This is a genomic window from Allorhizobium sp. DMC15, assembly GCF_056314065.1.
This window is the reverse complement of the sequence record NZ_JBQUZB010000001.1, coordinates 322,350-335,810: the sequence shown is the minus strand read 5'-3', so window position 1 is coordinate 335,810 and position 13,461 is coordinate 322,350. Positions and strand designations below refer to the sequence as shown.

The following is a 13,461-nucleotide window of genomic DNA, read 5'->3' as shown; positions in this document are numbered from 1 at the left end:
TCCAGACTATCAGATGGGGTCCTGCCCCGCATAGGGGTCAGATAGGCCAAGTTCCGCCAGAATGCGAGTCTCCAACGCTTCCATTTCCTCGGCATCATCCGTTTCGATGTGGTCGTAGCCGAAGAGATGGAGAAATCCATGAACCATCAAGTGGGTCAGATGATCCTCAAAACTCTTCTCCAGCTCGACGGCCTCACGCTCCACCGTCTCGCGGGCGATGATGATATCGCCGAGCATCGGGCCGGGCATCTTGCCGGGGGTCAACGGAAAGGCGGGAAAGGACAGGACGTTGGTCGGCTTGTCCTTGTTGCGCCATTCGGCGTTGACCTCGCGGATCATCTCGTCGTCGGCGAAGACGAGCGAGACTTCCGTCGGCTGCTTCGGAAAGGGCTGGTCCTCTGCTTTCGCGAGATAGGTTTCCGCCGCGCCGAGCACGCGGGAGGCCAGGGCCTCCAGCGCCGTCTCATCGGCCCAGCCGTCAGCCTCGACGGCGATCTGTATATCCAGTTGCGTCATATCGAGTGGGAGCTGGCCTTCAGGGATCGGCCTGCTCGCTTTCATCCTGTACCTTGTACTTGGCGTCATAGGCCTGAACGATGCGGCCGACCAGCGGATGGCGCACGACGTCGGTATCCTTGAAGCGGACGACCGAGACGCCTTCCACACCCTTCAGCACCTGCAGGGCCTCGACCAGTCCGGAAGTGACGCCGCGCGGCAAGTCGACCTGGCTCGGGTCGCCGGTGATGATCATGCGCCCGTTCTCGCCAAGGCGTGTCAGGAACATCTTCATCTGCATTGAGGTGGTGTTCTGCGCCTCGTCGAGGATGATGGCGGCATTGGAGAGCGTGCGGCCGCGCATGAAGGCGAGCGGCGCGATTTCGATGACGCCAGCGGTGATGGCACGCTCGACCTTGTCGCCGGGGATCATGTCGTAGAGCGCGTCATAAAGCGGGCGCAGATAAGGATCGACCTTGTCTTTCATGTCGCCGGGCAGGAAGCCGAGACGTTCGCCGGCTTCCACGGCCGGGCGCGACAGGATGATCTTGTCGACAACGCCGCGCTCAAGAAGCTGGGCGGCATGGGCGACCGCGAGATAGGTTTTGCCCGTGCCGGCGGGACCGACGCCGAAGACGAGCTCGGCGCGCTCCAGTGCCCGCATATAGGCGTCCTGGGTCGGCGTGCGGGCGGCGATCGTCTTCTTGCGGGTGGAGATCTGAGCCATGGACAGGCGGGCCTTGCGCTCGAGGGTCGGCAAGGTCAGTTGATCGTCGGCGGCGACCGCCATGCGGATCGCACCTTCGACGTCGGAGGCTTCGACGGACCCGCCGCTCTGCAGGCGGGCATAGAGGAAATCGAGCGCCCGGCGGGCCTGGTTGGTCGCCTGAAGTTCACCGGTGATGGCCACGGAATTGCCACGGGCCCGGGCTTCGATCTGCAACCGCTGTTCGAGCAGCTTCAGATGCTGGTCGAACTGGCCGAAGAGTTCGCTCGCTAGCCTGTTGTTCTCGAACGTCAAGATGAAGTGATTGGCGTCGGTCGCAGCGGTTTTGATGTGGCGCGAGGGTGAAGAAACCACTTCTGTTGCGTTCAAGCGATCAGGCTCCTGGATCAGGTTAAGGCCCTCACTCTAACCCTCTGCCACCTCGGCAAACAAGCTGTTTGGGCCGGCTGCGGTGATTCGTACCTGTATAATGTCACCGATTTGCGATGACTTTGCATCAAGATTCACAGACTGCAGCCAGGGAGAGCGTCCGATCAGCTGGCCGGGCATGCGACCGGGCTTCTCAAGGAGCACGTCCATCTGCTGTCCGACCAGGGACTGCATGAAGGCCTGCTGCTGTTCGAGCAGCAATGCCTGGAGGCGCGCCAGGCGTTCGGTCTTCACGTCCTCGTCGACCTGATCGGGCAGATCGGCGCCGGGCGTTCCGGGTCGGGTCGAGTACTTAAACGAATAAGCCTGCGCATAGTTCACCTCGCGCACCAGATTCATCGTGTCTTCGAAATCCTGATCCGTTTCACCGGGGAAGCCGACGATGAAATCGCCCGAGAGGGCGATATCGGGGCGAACGGAGCGTATGCGCTCGATGAGGGCGACGTATTCGGTGGCCTTGTGGCGGCGGTTCATCGCTTTCAGGATCCGGTCGGAGCCCGACTGCACCGGCAGATGCAGATAGGGCATGAGCATCCTGAGATCGCGATGCGCCTCGATCAGACGATCGTCCATGTCGCGCGGATGGCTGGTGGTGTAGCGCAGGCGGGCGAGGCCGGGAATTTCGGCCAGCCGATAGAGAAGATCGCCAAGGCCGATCGCCCTGCCCTGTTCGTCCTCGCCGTGCCAGGCATTGACGTTCTGGCCGAGCAAAGTCAGTTCGCGCACACCGGCATCGACCAGTTTGCGGGCCTCCGTCAGAAGCTGGGAGAGCGGGCGGGAGACTTCCGAGCCACGGGTGTAGGGCACCACGCAGAAGGTGCAGAACTTGTCGCAGCCTTCCTGGACGGTGAGGAAGGCGGTGACCGAGCGCGGCTTGCCGATGACCTTGGAGGGGTCCGGCAGGTGCTCGAACTTGTCTTCGAGGGCATATTCCGTATCGACCACACGCTCACCCGCACGGGCTTTCTGCAAGGCCTGCGGCAAACGGTGATAGGTCTGAGGGCCGAGCACGACATCGACGGCGGGCTCGCGGCGGGAGATTTCCTCGCCTTCGGCCTGAGCGACGCAGCCGGCGACGCCGATCATGAATTCCTTGCCTTCGGCGGCACGGGCCTTCTTGTGCTCGCGCAGGCGACCGAGGGCGGAATAGACCTTTTCGGCGGCCTTTTCGCGGATGTGACAGGTATTGAGAAGAACGAGGTCAGCCTCTTCCATGACCTCGGTCGGGGCATAACCATCCGCCGCCAGGGCATCGGCCATGCGGCCGCTGTCATAGACGTTCATCTGGCAGCCATAGGTCTTGATGAAGACCTTGCGCGTGTTGGCGCCCGGTGCGGGGATTTCGGTGAGGCTCGCGGTGTCCTGGGTCATGCGGCGCTATTTAGTGGTTTTCGGTCCGCGGTTAAACCGAAAAATTGAAAGGCGGCTCAGCGGCCGTGGCGACCGCGCAGATGGGCGAGCAGCAGATTGCGCAGACGGCTCTCGACATGGCTGGCGAGGCTCTTGCGGTTGTCTCCCTGGCGGAAGTCCACGGTCTCGCCGAAGGTGACGTCGACATCGAGCGCGCCGGCCCTGAGGACGCCGAGCAGATGGGGGACCAGGCCGATATCCCCGGGCCAGCCGGCGATCGGCCGATGGTAGCGGCCCATGGGCAGGCCTTGGATGCGCGTATAGGCGATGGCAACGGGCTGGACGTGGACGACGGCGTCTTCCGCATCCTTCGGCAGGGCGGCGGCGGCGGCGCCGAAGAGCGAGGATTTGACCGACAGGACGCGGTTGCCGTCCGACGTGGTGCCTTCGGGAAAGAGCACGACGATCTCGCCATCCGCCATGCGGGCGGCGATTTCATTGACCTGGTCGCCGGTGCGACGCTTTTCCTCGCGGACAACGAAGATCGTTTTCTGCAGGCGGGCGAGCGTGCCGAAGACCGGCCAGGAGGCGACCTCCGTCTTGGCGATGAAGACGACATCGGCGAGCGACCCGAGGACGAGGATATCCTTCCAGGAGGCGTGATTGGCGGCGATCATCAGGGGACGGCGGGGATCGAGCCGGCCATGGGCATGGACGCGGATGCCGAGGCAATAGAGGGCGATGCGGTGCCAATGGCGCGGGAGGCGGCGGCGCAGGGGCCAGTCGAAACGCAGAGCCACAAGCTGCAGCGGGATCAGGACCAGCGAGACGAGCAGCAGAACAACCGCCATCACGGCGATCCGCAGGCCGTTGACGAAGCCGAGGCCCTCACCGGATTGCATGGACTATTTCTCGTCCTTCGACAGGGGGATTCCGTAAAGCTCCAAGCGATGGCCGACGAGGCGGAAGCCGTGTTCGCGGGCGATGCGTTCCTGCAGAGCCTCGATTTCCGGCGAATGGAATTCAACGACGGTGCCGGTCTTCAGATCGATCAGGTGGTCGTGGTGCTCTTCGGGGACCGTTTCATAGCGGGACCGGCCGTCGCGGAAATCGTGGCGCTCGATGATGCCGGCGTCTTCGAACAGCTTGACGGTGCGGTAGACGGTGGAGATTGAGATCTTCGCGTCGACCTTCGAAGAGCGGCGATAAAGCTCCTCGACATCCGGGTGATCGTCGGAATCCTCCAGGATACGGGCGATGACGCGCCGCTGCTCGGTCATGCGCATGCCGCGTTCGGCACACAGCGCTTCCAGCGATTTCAGGGCATCGTTCATAAATTCAGCATATCCGCAGATGGTCGGTTGGTGCAATCGCCGGGTTAGCGAAGATCGCGGCGCATGACAAGCGCGGAGGTCCGGCGCCCCTGCTCGTCCGTGTAGTAGGCGGGACGTTCGCCAGCCTTCTCGAAGCCGAGCTTGCGGTAAAGACCCAGCGCCGGTGCATTGCCGTCATCGACTTCAAGGAACATGGCCTCGCCGCCGCGGTTCTTCGCTTCGCGGATGGCCGCCTGCATCAGGCGCCATCCGAGGCCGAAGCGGCCGACCTTTTCGCCGACGGCAATGGTCAGGATCTCGGCTTCACCGGCAACTTCACGGGCGAGCACGAAACCCGAGAGCGGCGCCTTGAAGATCAGCGTGTTGGTCTGCCACGCCGCGAAGCCGAAGGTGTTGGGCTGCAGGAGCAGGCTGAGGAATTCGCCGTCGCCCCAGGCGCGGGGAAAGCGCTGGCCGTGGAGTTCGGCGACGGCGCGGCAGTGATCCGGCACCATCGCGACGAGTTCGAATTCGGGCTGGCGGTAGAACAGGCTGTCGCGCATGTCAGGCTCTCGATACGGCAAAACCCGTTTGCGGTTTTGCATCGGGTCCGCGCAGATAAAGCGGCTTCGCCTTGCCCTGAGCTTTCGTCACCGCTGAAATACGGGCGACGATCTCGATCGGGTAGTGGTCGGGTTCGGTCTGGGCTTCGGGATCGGCGATCAGGGCAGCTGCGGAGCCGATGACCTGGGTTCCGGGTGCAGCCGCACGCGAAAGGAAATCCTCCAGCGTGACGAGGGCTGGCTCATCGAGCGCGACGCCGTTGCGGAAGGTCTGGACATAGACTTCGTCGCGATGGGCGTTGATGGCGGCAAGAACAGGGGCATCGCCTTCCGGCACCGTCCGGGCAAGCACTTCCAGCGTGCAGACACCGACGCAGTCGATGCCGAGCGCCAGCGCCAAGCCACGGGCGGCAGCGACGCCCACGCGGATGCCGGTGAAGGAACCAGGACCGACGGTGACGCCGATCTTTTCCACCTTGTCCAGGCTCAGGCCTGATGTCGTCACGGCCTCCTCGATCATCGCCATCAGCCTTTCGGCATGGCCGCGGCCGATGGTTTCGCTGACGCGCGCAAGCACCGTCTCAGATGAAGAGTCAAAAACGGCGGCTGCGCAGTCCACACCCGCCGTATCGATCGCAAGGACGATCATCCTATCCCCAGACCGGTCTGATCAGACCGCTTCGACTTCCTGAACTTCCGGCACGAAGTGGCGCAGCAGGTTCTGCACGCCATGCTTCAAAGTGGCGGTCGAGGACGGGCAACCGGCGCAGGATCCCTTCATGTTGAGGAAGACCTTACCGTCGCGAAAGCCGCGGAAGGTGATGTCGCCGCCATCCTGGGCAACCGCCGGGCGGACGCGGGTTTCGAGCAGTTCCTTGATGGTCGCGACGATGGTCTCATCGCCGGCCTCGAAGAATTCATCGTCGCCATCGACTTCCGCCGAGGTCGAGGCCGTGCCCATGACCGGGGCGCCGCTCATGAAATGCTCCATGATGGTGCCGAGGATCGCGGGCTTCAGGTGCTGCCATTCGGGGCCGTCCTTGGAAACGGTGACGAAATCGTAGCCGAAAAAGACGCCGGTAACGCCGGGGATCGCGAAGATGCGGGCGGCGAGCGGCGATGCATTCGCGCTTTCGGCGTCGCGGAATTCCGCCGTGCCCGTCTGCATCACCACCTTGCCGGGCAGGAACTTCAGGGTGGCGGGGTTCGGCGTGGCTTCGGTCTGAATGAACATGGCGGTCTCCGCGCGGTGCTCTCACCGCTCAAATTTAGAATTCTTCAAAAGTTAAGGCTTCCGACCCGGCAGTTCAAGACATGATCGAGCGGTCGCGGGAAAAGATCAGCACAGGGCGTCGATTTCCTCATCGGTCAGCGAGTCCGGCAAGACCGTGACGGGGATCGGGAAAGCGGCGCCGCGACCGGCGATCATCGAGACGAGCGGGCCGGGACCTTCCTTGGTGGAACCGGCGGCGAGCACCAGGATCGCAATGTCGCGGTCTTCCTCGATCAGGCTGTTGATCTCGGGATAGGCGCTTCCCTCGCGGATCACGAGTTCCGGCTCGATGCCGATCGTTTCACGCACCGTCTGGGCGGCCTTTGCCATCACGGCCTCGGCCTCTTCCCGGGCTTCCGCCCGCATGATCTCCTCGACGCCCAGCCACTGCTGGAAATCGCCGTCGGGAATCACGTAGATCAGGACAAGTCCACCGTTGGAATTCTTGGCGCGGCGGCCGGCATAATGGACGGCGCGCGAGCATTCGGGGGTGTTGTCGATGACCGCCATGAACTTGCGGCGGTGACCTTCAAGACGTGAGAGACGTGTTGAAACCATAGAGAACCCCGCCGGCTGAAGCTGTATCGATGTCGATTGCGGGGTCGGACCGAACCCGCAATCGAGGCGACCTTATCGCACGAATCCGATAATGTCGCGGACTTCGTTCATCGTCTTTTCGGCGCGGACACGGGCGCGTTCGCCACCGTCGCGCAGGACAGCGTCGATATGGCCGGGGTCCTCCATGAGACGGCGCATCTCGGCGTTGATCGGAGCAAGAACCTCGACGGCGAGATCGACCAGCGCCGGCTTGAAGACCGAGAACTGCTGGCCGCCGAATTCGGCAAGCACGTCCGCCTTGGACGTGTCGGCAAGGGCCGCGAAGATGCCGACGAGGTTGTCGGCTTCGGGACGGCCTTTCAGGCCTTCCGTTTCGCTCGGCAGGGCATCCGGATCGGTCTTGGCCTTGCGGATTTTTTTCGAGATCGCGTCCTGATCGTCCATCAGGTTGATGCGCGAGAGGTCGGACGGGTCCGACTTCGACATCTTCTTGGTGCCGTCCTTGAGGCTCATGACGCGGGGCGCCGGGCCATCGATCAGCGGCTCGACCATCGGGAAATAGGCATGCACCGGCTCTTCGCCGACCTTGATGTCGATGCCGAGACCCGTCGGCACGATCTTGTCGTGGAAGTCCATGTTGAACTTCATGGCGATGTCGCGGGCAAGCTCCAGATGCTGCTTCTGGTCATCACCGACGGGCACATGGGTGGCACGATAGACGAGGATGTCGGCGGCCATCAGGCTCGGATAGGCGTAGAGACCGAGCGAGGCCTGCTCGCGATCCTTGCCGGCCTTGTCCTTGAACTGGGTCATCCGGTTCATCCAGCCGATGCGCGCAACGCAGTTGAAGATCCAGGCGAGTTCCGCATGCTGCGGCACCTGGGACTGGTTGAAGACGATGTGCTTTTCCGGGTCGATGCCGGCGGCGAGGAAAGCCGCGGTGATCGAGCGGATCTGGGTCGGCATATCCTCGTGGACCAGCTGGGCCGTCAGCGCGTGCATGTCGACCACGCAGTAGATGCAGTCGTTGTTTTCCTGCAGGGCGACAAACTTTCTGATCGCGCCGAGATAGTTGCCGAGATGGAGGTTGCCGGTGGGCTGGACGCCGGAGAAAACCAGCGGCTTGAACTCAGTCATAATAATCCTCAACAGGCTGGTGGAGGGCCCGATCTACTGATCGTGTCGGTCACGGCTTATGCACGGCGTGCGGGGCGCAATCAAGCGCTCACTTTTGCGGTCAGGGCTTCGCGCGTTCGATGAGGTCCCAGAGATTTCCGTAGAGATCTGCGAAAACAGCGACCGTGCCATAGGGCTCGTGGCGCGGCTCCTCCTGGAAGACGACGCCGGCTTTCAGGAAGCGCTGATGGTCACGGGCGAAATCATCGGTTTCGAGGAAAAAACCGACGCGGCCGCCGGTCTGGTTGCCGATCGCGGCGCGCTGGGCGTCGTCGGTCGCTTCTGCGAGCAAGAGGGCCGCACCCTCCCCGCCGCTCGGGCGGACCACGAGCCAGCGCCTGCCCTCGGGCTGGACCGTATCCTCCACGCAGTCGAAACCGAGGCCATCACAGTAGAAATTCTTGGCACGATCGTAGTCGTCGACGACGAGGGAGATGAGAAAGAGGCTGTTTCGGCTCATAATTCCGGGCTTTCGGTTCGGACTGTGACGCAGGCGCGCCTCATGTCACGCTTAGGATCTTTTTGACCCGGAATCGAGCGACTTAGGGGACGGTATCAAACGAGACTACGCACCGATCTCGGCTCGATACGCGGTGGCGCCCGGACGAATCGAGCAAAGCGCACCAAATTTGCCACATTCCGGGGAATAAAAAACCCCCGCAAGCGATCTGGATCGCTCAAAACAACAAACTCATTCCAGAAGGTCACTCATGCGCACATTGTTTCGCGTCGCGCTCGGCTGCGTGCTTTCCATCGGTTTCCTCTCCCCGGCGGAGGCGGTCGAGAAGAAGCGTCACTTCTTCATGAAGCACGACACCACGGTCGCCTATACCCTGCAGCGGGTCAGCGTCCGGGCCAGCTGTTTCCCGGACGAGCTGAAGGGGATCCTTGCGCATATCGCCAAGAAGACCGGCAAGAAGCCGATCGTGACCTCCGGCCATCGCCCGCGCTCGGGCAAATCCCAGCACAGCCACTGTTTCGCCGCCGACATCCGGGTTCCTGGCGTGCCTGAGAAGCAGATCGTGGCTGCGGCGCGCACCGCGCCGGGCATTGGCGGCATCGGCCGCTATTGCAACGGCATCGTGCATGTCGACATCGGGCCGAAGCGGACCTGGACCTATTGCTGATCCGGGGCGCCTGTTCCTGCATCCGTCGGCCCGGCTGACTTCGGCTTGCGCTTCAAGTTGCGCCTGATCATGCCGAGATCCGCGCCACCGATGGCAAAGGCGACGCCGAAATAGACCGGCATGGCAAGCGCAATCAGACCGCCCAGGGCGAGCAGCTGGTCGAACAGCGGGCTCTGCGGCGTGAGCCAGGCAGACCAGCGGCCCGAGAGATAGACCAGCATGGCCGCCATGACGGCGGACGCGACGAGCAGGCGGAGCGTGCGGGTGATCAGCGATCGCTCGATAACGAGATGGCCACGCCAGAGCAGCACGGAGAGGAGCAGGATAGTGTTCGTCCAGCCGGCAGCGGCCTCTGCGATGGCGATCCCGCTTTCCGCGAAGATCGGGAAAAGCGTGACGGCAAGGCCGGTGTTGATTGCGACCGAGACCATGGTGAAGCGCATGGGTGTCTTCGTGTCTTCGCGGGCGTAATAGGCCGGCTGCAGGGCCTTGATCAGCACGAAACCGGGAAGGCCCAGGCCATAGATCGCCAGGATCGAAGCAACCACGGCGGTGTTCTGTTCGGAAAAGGCACCGCGCTCATAGAGCACGCGGATGATTTCATCCGAGAGAACCCAGATGCCGGCGGCGGCCGGAAGCGTCAAGAACAGCACGAATTCGATGGCGCGGTTCTGGAGATTTCCCGCTTCCTTCATGTGGCCGCTTTTGAGCGCTCGGGCCAGTTCCGGCAGGAGGACGACGGCGACGGCGACACCGACAACGCCGAGCGGCAGCTGGTAGATGCGATCGGCATATTGTAGGGCGGCGATGGCGCCTTCCTTGCCCGAGGCGATGGCCTGGCCGATCAGCTGGTTGATCTGGGTGATGCCGCCGGTGACGGCAGCGGGGATCGCGAGCACCAGCAGGCGCTTGACGTTGGGCGTGAAGCGCGGGCGCTTAAAGGACAAACGGATGCCGGCATGGCGCACGCCGAGATAGACGACCGCCATCTGCAGGAGGCCTGCCCCCAGCACCGACCAGGAGAGTGCCCAGGCGGTGGCGGCCGGGTCCGCGCCGGTCCAGAGCGCCCAGCCGAGTGCGCTGATCATCAGGACATTAAGGAAGACGGGAGCGATGGCGGCCGCGAAGAAATGATGCAGCGAATTCAGCATGCCGCTCAGCATGGCCGTCAGCGACATGCACATCAGATAGGGGAACATGACGATGGCGAGCCGCACCGTCAGCCCGAACTTTTCCGGATCGTCGGCGAAGCCGGGCGCGATGATCCACTCGACGAGCAGCGGCATTGCGAGCTGCATGCCGATGGTCAGAATCATCAGCACCGAGAAGAGGACACCGAAGACTTCCTCGGAAAAGCGCTTGGCGCCATCGATGCCGTTCGCTTCGATCTCCTTGGCGAAGAGCGGCACGAAGGCGGCGTTGAAGGCGCCTTCGGCAAAGAGACGGCGGAAGAGATTGGGGAAGCGGAAGGCGGCGTAGAAGACGTCGGCGACCGGCCCTGTGCCGAGTGCGGCCGCCATCAGGGTTTCGCGGGCAAAACCGAAGACGCGGCTGCCGAGCGTGGCGCCCCCGACCGTCATGAATTTCTTGACGAGGCTCATGTCAGGCGCGCGCCTTGCGGGGCGCAGGGGTAGCGCGCGGCGGTGGCGCGATGATTCCGGAGGGCATGTTGTCCTTCAACTCGTCGGGCTGTTCGGTCATCACCGGCTTTAGGCGATTGGCGATGTTGGCCTGGCGGTTTTCGTTGGTCACCTTCTGGCCGACAAGGTCGGTGACGTAGAAGGTGTCGATGACCTTTTCGCCGAAGGTGGTGATGCGGGCCGAATGGATGTCGAGCGAGAGGTCGGAGAGCACCGCGGTGATTTCTGCCAGAAGACCGATGCGGTCGAGGCATTCGACTTCGATGACGGTGAACTTGTTGGACAGCGCATTGGAGATGCGCACATCCGGCTGGACCGGGAAGGTCTTGTTCTTCTTCTTGCCCTTGGAGCGCGTGGCGATGACTTCCGGCAGACGCTTGCGGCCCGAGAGCACGTCCTCGATCATCTTTCCGATCGTCGCGGCACGGCGCATTTCGTCCTCATCGATCGGGAATTCGCGGTTGATCAGGATCGTGTCGAGTGCTCGACCATCGGATGTCGTGAAGATCTGCGCGTCGGCGATGTTGGCACCGGCCGCGGCACAAGCGCCGGCGATGATCGAAAGCAGGCGCGGGTGGTCGGGTGAGAGCACCGTGATTTCGGTGATGGCGTGGAACTGGTGGGTGCGCACCATGGTGGCGAGCGCCTTGCCTGCCTTGTCCGATTCGCGGATGAAATGGGCGTGGCGCACCTGATCTTCGAGGTCGACCGAGAGAAGGTAGGGCTCGTAATGCAGCTTGGTATAGGTGCGCTGGTCCTTCTGGCTCCAGCCTTCCAGCGCCTTGGAAAGCTGCTCTGCGGCATGCTTGGCGCGCTCCTTGCGGGAGACCTGGGAGAAGCCGCCGGAGAGCAGCAGTTCGGTCTCGTAATAGAGCGTGCGCAGAAGCTGGCCCTTCCAGCCGTTCCAGACGCCGGGGCCAACCGCGCGGATATCGCAGATCGTCAGCACCAACAGCAACTTCAGCCGGTCGAGCGACTGCACCTTTTCGGCAAAGTCTGTGATCGTCTTGCGGTCGTGCAGATCTCTCGTCTGGGCAACCATGGACATCAGGAGATGCTGGTCGATCAGCCAGACGACCATTTCCGTCTGCTTGGGCGAGAGGCCGAGACGCGGGCACAGTTTGCGGGCCACCTTTGCGCCGGCAACCGAGTGGTCCTCCTGGCGGCCCTTGGCGATGTCATGCAGCAGCACCGCGACATAGAGGGTCTGGCGATCCTCGATCTCCGGCATGATCTTGTTGGCGAGCGGATGGATTTCCTCCGCCTTGCCCTTGTCGATTTCGGAGAGCACCTCGACGGTGCGGATCAGATGCTCGTCGACGGTGTAGTGATGATACATGTTGAACTGCATCATCGAGACGATCTTGCCGAATTCCGGCATGAAACGGCCGAGCACGCCGGCTTCGTTCATGCGACGCAGGATGAAACCCGGATCCTTGCGCGAGGTGAGGATCGACAGGAAGAGACGGTTTGCCTCTGCGCTTTCGCGAAACTCGTTGTCGATCAGCGACAGCGAGCGGGTGACGGCTTTGAGCGCATCCGGATGGAATTCGAGGCCGTTCAGATCCGCCACATGGAACAGGCGCATGATCGACATCGGGTCCTTCTTGAAGACACCGGGATCGGCAAGCGCGATGCGGCCGCGATCGTCGATGAATTCGCTGGCGCCGGGGATCTTGCGGGGGCGATTGGCGAAGCGGCCGAGCATGCCGCCAATGCCGGGAGCGGCCTTGGCCTGCTGGTCTTCGAGGGCGGCGGCAAAGATGCGGGTGAGGTCGCCGACATCCTTGGCCACCAGGAAGTAATGCTTCATGAAGCGTTCGACGGCGGAGAGGCCCGGACGGGCCTGGTAGCCCAGGCTTTTGGCGATCTCCGGCTGGATATCGAAGTAGAGGCGCTCTTCGGGCTTGCCGGTCAGGTAATGCATGTGGCAGCGGACGGCCCAGAGGAAGTCGTCCGCTTTCTGGAAGAGGCGCCATTCGGCGCGGGAGAGCACGCCGAGGCGTACCAGCTCATCGGTATCGCGGACGTGGTAATTGTATTTGGCGATCCAGAAGAGGGTCTGCAGGTCGCGCAGGCCGCCCTTGCCTTCCTTGACGTTCGGCTCGACCAGATAACGGCTGTCGCCAGCCTTGCGGTGGCGCTCGTCGCGTTCGGCGAGCTTGGCGGCGATAAATTCGGGGGCCGTTCCGGTCGTGACTTCCTGGTCGAAGCGGTGCTGAAGTTCGGTTACCAGCGCCTCGTCGCCGCAGATATGGCGGGTTTCGAGGATCGCGGTGCGGATGGTCATGTCCGACTTTGAGAGGCGGATGCATTCCTCGACGGTGCGGGTGGCATGGCCGACCTTGAAGCCGACATCCCAGAGCAGATAGAGCACGAACTCGACCGCCTTGTGCATGGCGGGGCCGGCCTTTGGTGGCAGCAGGAAGAGCAGGTCGATGTCGGATCCCGGCGCCAGCGTGCCACGGCCATAACCGCCGACGGCCGCGACAGACAGGCCGTCAGCATCTTTCGGATAGACATGGGTGCGGGCGAAATCGAAGATCACGGAGATCAGCTGGTCCTGGATCCAGGAGATGCGGTTGGCGCAGTTCATGCCGCTGCCATCTTCAAAGAGCTTCAGCCGCGCCTGTTCGCGCGCATCGGCCGAGGCCTTTTTCAGGATCGGCAGGAGCTTCGAGCGGGTCTCCAGCATATTGCCGCAGCCGGCTTCCGCGACCGTCTTGCAGGACGCCCGCAGCGCGTCGGTGTCGAGGAGGTCGTCGAAGGCAAGCTCTGCTTTGGCCATGGGGGCTGCATCATCTCTTGGA

Annotated in this window: 14 protein-coding genes; 1 reads left to right on the top strand and 13 read right to left on the bottom strand. The window is 62.9% G+C overall.

The genetic code is table 11. The annotated features are described in order from the left end of the window. Positions 1-9 precede the first annotated feature (9 nt). The 11 genes from ybeY to ACT53S_RS01630 form a co-directional block, all read right to left on the bottom strand. Positions 10-516 (bottom strand): rRNA maturation RNase YbeY, encoded by a 507-nt coding sequence (gene ybeY, locus ACT53S_RS01680; RefSeq protein WP_476066616.1) that lies wholly within the window; start codon positions 514-516, stop codon positions 10-12. Between the two features lie 19 nt (positions 517-535). Beyond that, on the bottom strand, positions 536-1,591 hold the full coding sequence (locus ACT53S_RS01675; RefSeq protein WP_113378949.1) for a PhoH family protein: 1,056 nt from the start codon (positions 1,589-1,591) through the stop codon (positions 536-538). A 36-nt stretch (positions 1,592-1,627) separates the two neighbouring features. Next, positions 1,628-3,022 carry a tRNA (N6-isopentenyl adenosine(37)-C2)-methylthiotransferase MiaB gene (gene miaB, locus ACT53S_RS01670; RefSeq protein ID WP_142073788.1) on the bottom strand — a complete coding sequence of 465 codons (1,395 nt, stop codon included), beginning with the start codon at positions 3,020-3,022 and terminating at the stop codon, positions 1,628-1,630. Positions 3,023-3,078: 56 nt separating this feature from the next. Next, a complete protein-coding gene (gene olsA, locus ACT53S_RS01665) occupies positions 3,079-3,903 on the bottom strand; it encodes a lyso-ornithine lipid O-acyltransferase (RefSeq protein ID WP_476065702.1) in 825 nt (274 codons plus the stop codon). 3 nt (positions 3,904-3,906) lie between these two features. Continuing rightward, positions 3,907-4,335: a Fur family transcriptional regulator gene (locus ACT53S_RS01660; RefSeq protein WP_112247481.1), complete on the bottom strand. Its 429-nt coding sequence runs from the start codon at positions 4,333-4,335 to the stop codon at positions 3,907-3,909. A gap of 44 nt (positions 4,336-4,379) precedes the next feature. Beyond that, the gene (locus ACT53S_RS01655; RefSeq protein WP_476065701.1) at positions 4,380-4,877 is read right to left on the bottom strand and encodes a GNAT family N-acetyltransferase; all 498 of its coding nucleotides are present in this window, start codon (positions 4,875-4,877) and stop codon (positions 4,380-4,382) included. A 1-nt stretch (position 4,878) separates the two neighbouring features. Continuing rightward, positions 4,879-5,526: a tRNA (adenosine(37)-N6)-threonylcarbamoyltransferase complex dimerization subunit type 1 TsaB gene (gene tsaB / locus ACT53S_RS01650; RefSeq protein WP_113378945.1), complete on the bottom strand. Its 648-nt coding sequence runs from the start codon at positions 5,524-5,526 to the stop codon at positions 4,879-4,881. 21 nt (positions 5,527-5,547) lie between these two features. After that, positions 5,548-6,111, bottom strand: a complete 564-nt coding sequence (locus ACT53S_RS01645; RefSeq protein ID WP_476065700.1) for a NifU family protein — start codon at positions 6,109-6,111, stop codon at positions 5,548-5,550. A gap of 105 nt (positions 6,112-6,216) precedes the next feature. Continuing rightward, positions 6,217-6,708 (bottom strand): universal stress protein, encoded by a 492-nt coding sequence (locus ACT53S_RS01640; protein ID WP_113378943.1) that lies wholly within the window; start codon positions 6,706-6,708, stop codon positions 6,217-6,219. A 72-nt stretch (positions 6,709-6,780) separates the two neighbouring features. Continuing rightward, a complete protein-coding gene (gene trpS, locus ACT53S_RS01635; protein ID WP_476065699.1) occupies positions 6,781-7,845 on the bottom strand; it encodes a tryptophan--tRNA ligase in 1,065 nt (354 codons plus the stop codon). Between the two features lie 100 nt (positions 7,846-7,945). Next, positions 7,946-8,344: a VOC family protein gene (locus ACT53S_RS01630; RefSeq protein WP_476065698.1), complete on the bottom strand. Its 399-nt coding sequence runs from the start codon at positions 8,342-8,344 to the stop codon at positions 7,946-7,948. 250 nt (positions 8,345-8,594) lie between these two features. Between ACT53S_RS01630 and ACT53S_RS01625 the strand changes: the two genes are divergently transcribed. Then, a complete protein-coding gene (locus ACT53S_RS01625) occupies positions 8,595-9,011 on the top strand; it encodes a peptidoglycan L,D-endopeptidase MepK (RefSeq protein ID WP_113378941.1) in 417 nt (138 codons plus the stop codon). Here ACT53S_RS01625 and murJ read toward each other — a convergent pair. Continuing rightward, a complete protein-coding gene (gene murJ, locus ACT53S_RS01620) occupies positions 9,002-10,612 on the bottom strand; it encodes a murein biosynthesis integral membrane protein MurJ (protein ID WP_476065697.1) in 1,611 nt (536 codons plus the stop codon). The genes ACT53S_RS01625 and murJ overlap by 10 nt on opposite strands. Before the next feature lies 1 nt (position 10,613). After that, positions 10,614-13,439, bottom strand: a complete 2,826-nt coding sequence (locus ACT53S_RS01615) for a [protein-PII] uridylyltransferase (protein WP_476065696.1) — start codon at positions 13,437-13,439, stop codon at positions 10,614-10,616. Positions 13,440-13,461: the final 22 nt, after the last annotated feature.

Coding starts and splice junctions, on each gene's coding strand:
- murJ (WP_476065697.1), bottom strand. CDS start 10,612: ATGAGCCTCGTCAAGAAATTCATGACGGTCGGGGGCGCCACGCTCGGC.
- trpS (WP_476065699.1), bottom strand. CDS start 7,845: ATGACTGAGTTCAAGCCGCTGGTTTTCTCCGGCGTCCAGCCCACCGGC.
- tsaB (WP_113378945.1), bottom strand. CDS start 5,526: ATGATCGTCCTTGCGATCGATACGGCGGGTGTGGACTGCGCAGCCGCC.
- ybeY (WP_476066616.1), bottom strand. CDS start 516: ATGACGCAACTGGATATACAGATCGCCGTCGAGGCTGACGGCTGGGCC.
- ACT53S_RS01625 (WP_113378941.1), top strand. CDS start 8,595: ATGCGCACATTGTTTCGCGTCGCGCTCGGCTGCGTGCTTTCCATCGGT.
- ACT53S_RS01655 (WP_476065701.1), bottom strand. CDS start 4,877: ATGCGCGACAGCCTGTTCTACCGCCAGCCCGAATTCGAACTCGTCGCG.
- miaB (WP_142073788.1), bottom strand. CDS start 3,022: ATGACCCAGGACACCGCGAGCCTCACCGAAATCCCCGCACCGGGCGCC.
- ACT53S_RS01640 (WP_113378943.1), bottom strand. CDS start 6,708: ATGGTTTCAACACGTCTCTCACGTCTTGAAGGTCACCGCCGCAAGTTC.
- ACT53S_RS01645 (WP_476065700.1), bottom strand. CDS start 6,111: ATGTTCATTCAGACCGAAGCCACGCCGAACCCCGCCACCCTGAAGTTC.
- ACT53S_RS01630 (WP_476065698.1), bottom strand. CDS start 8,344: ATGAGCCGAAACAGCCTCTTTCTCATCTCCCTCGTCGTCGACGACTAC.
- olsA (WP_476065702.1), bottom strand. CDS start 3,903: ATGCAATCCGGTGAGGGCCTCGGCTTCGTCAACGGCCTGCGGATCGCC.
- ACT53S_RS01615 (WP_476065696.1), bottom strand. CDS start 13,439: ATGGCCAAAGCAGAGCTTGCCTTCGACGACCTCCTCGACACCGACGCG.
- ACT53S_RS01660 (WP_112247481.1), bottom strand. CDS start 4,335: ATGAACGATGCCCTGAAATCGCTGGAAGCGCTGTGTGCCGAACGCGGC.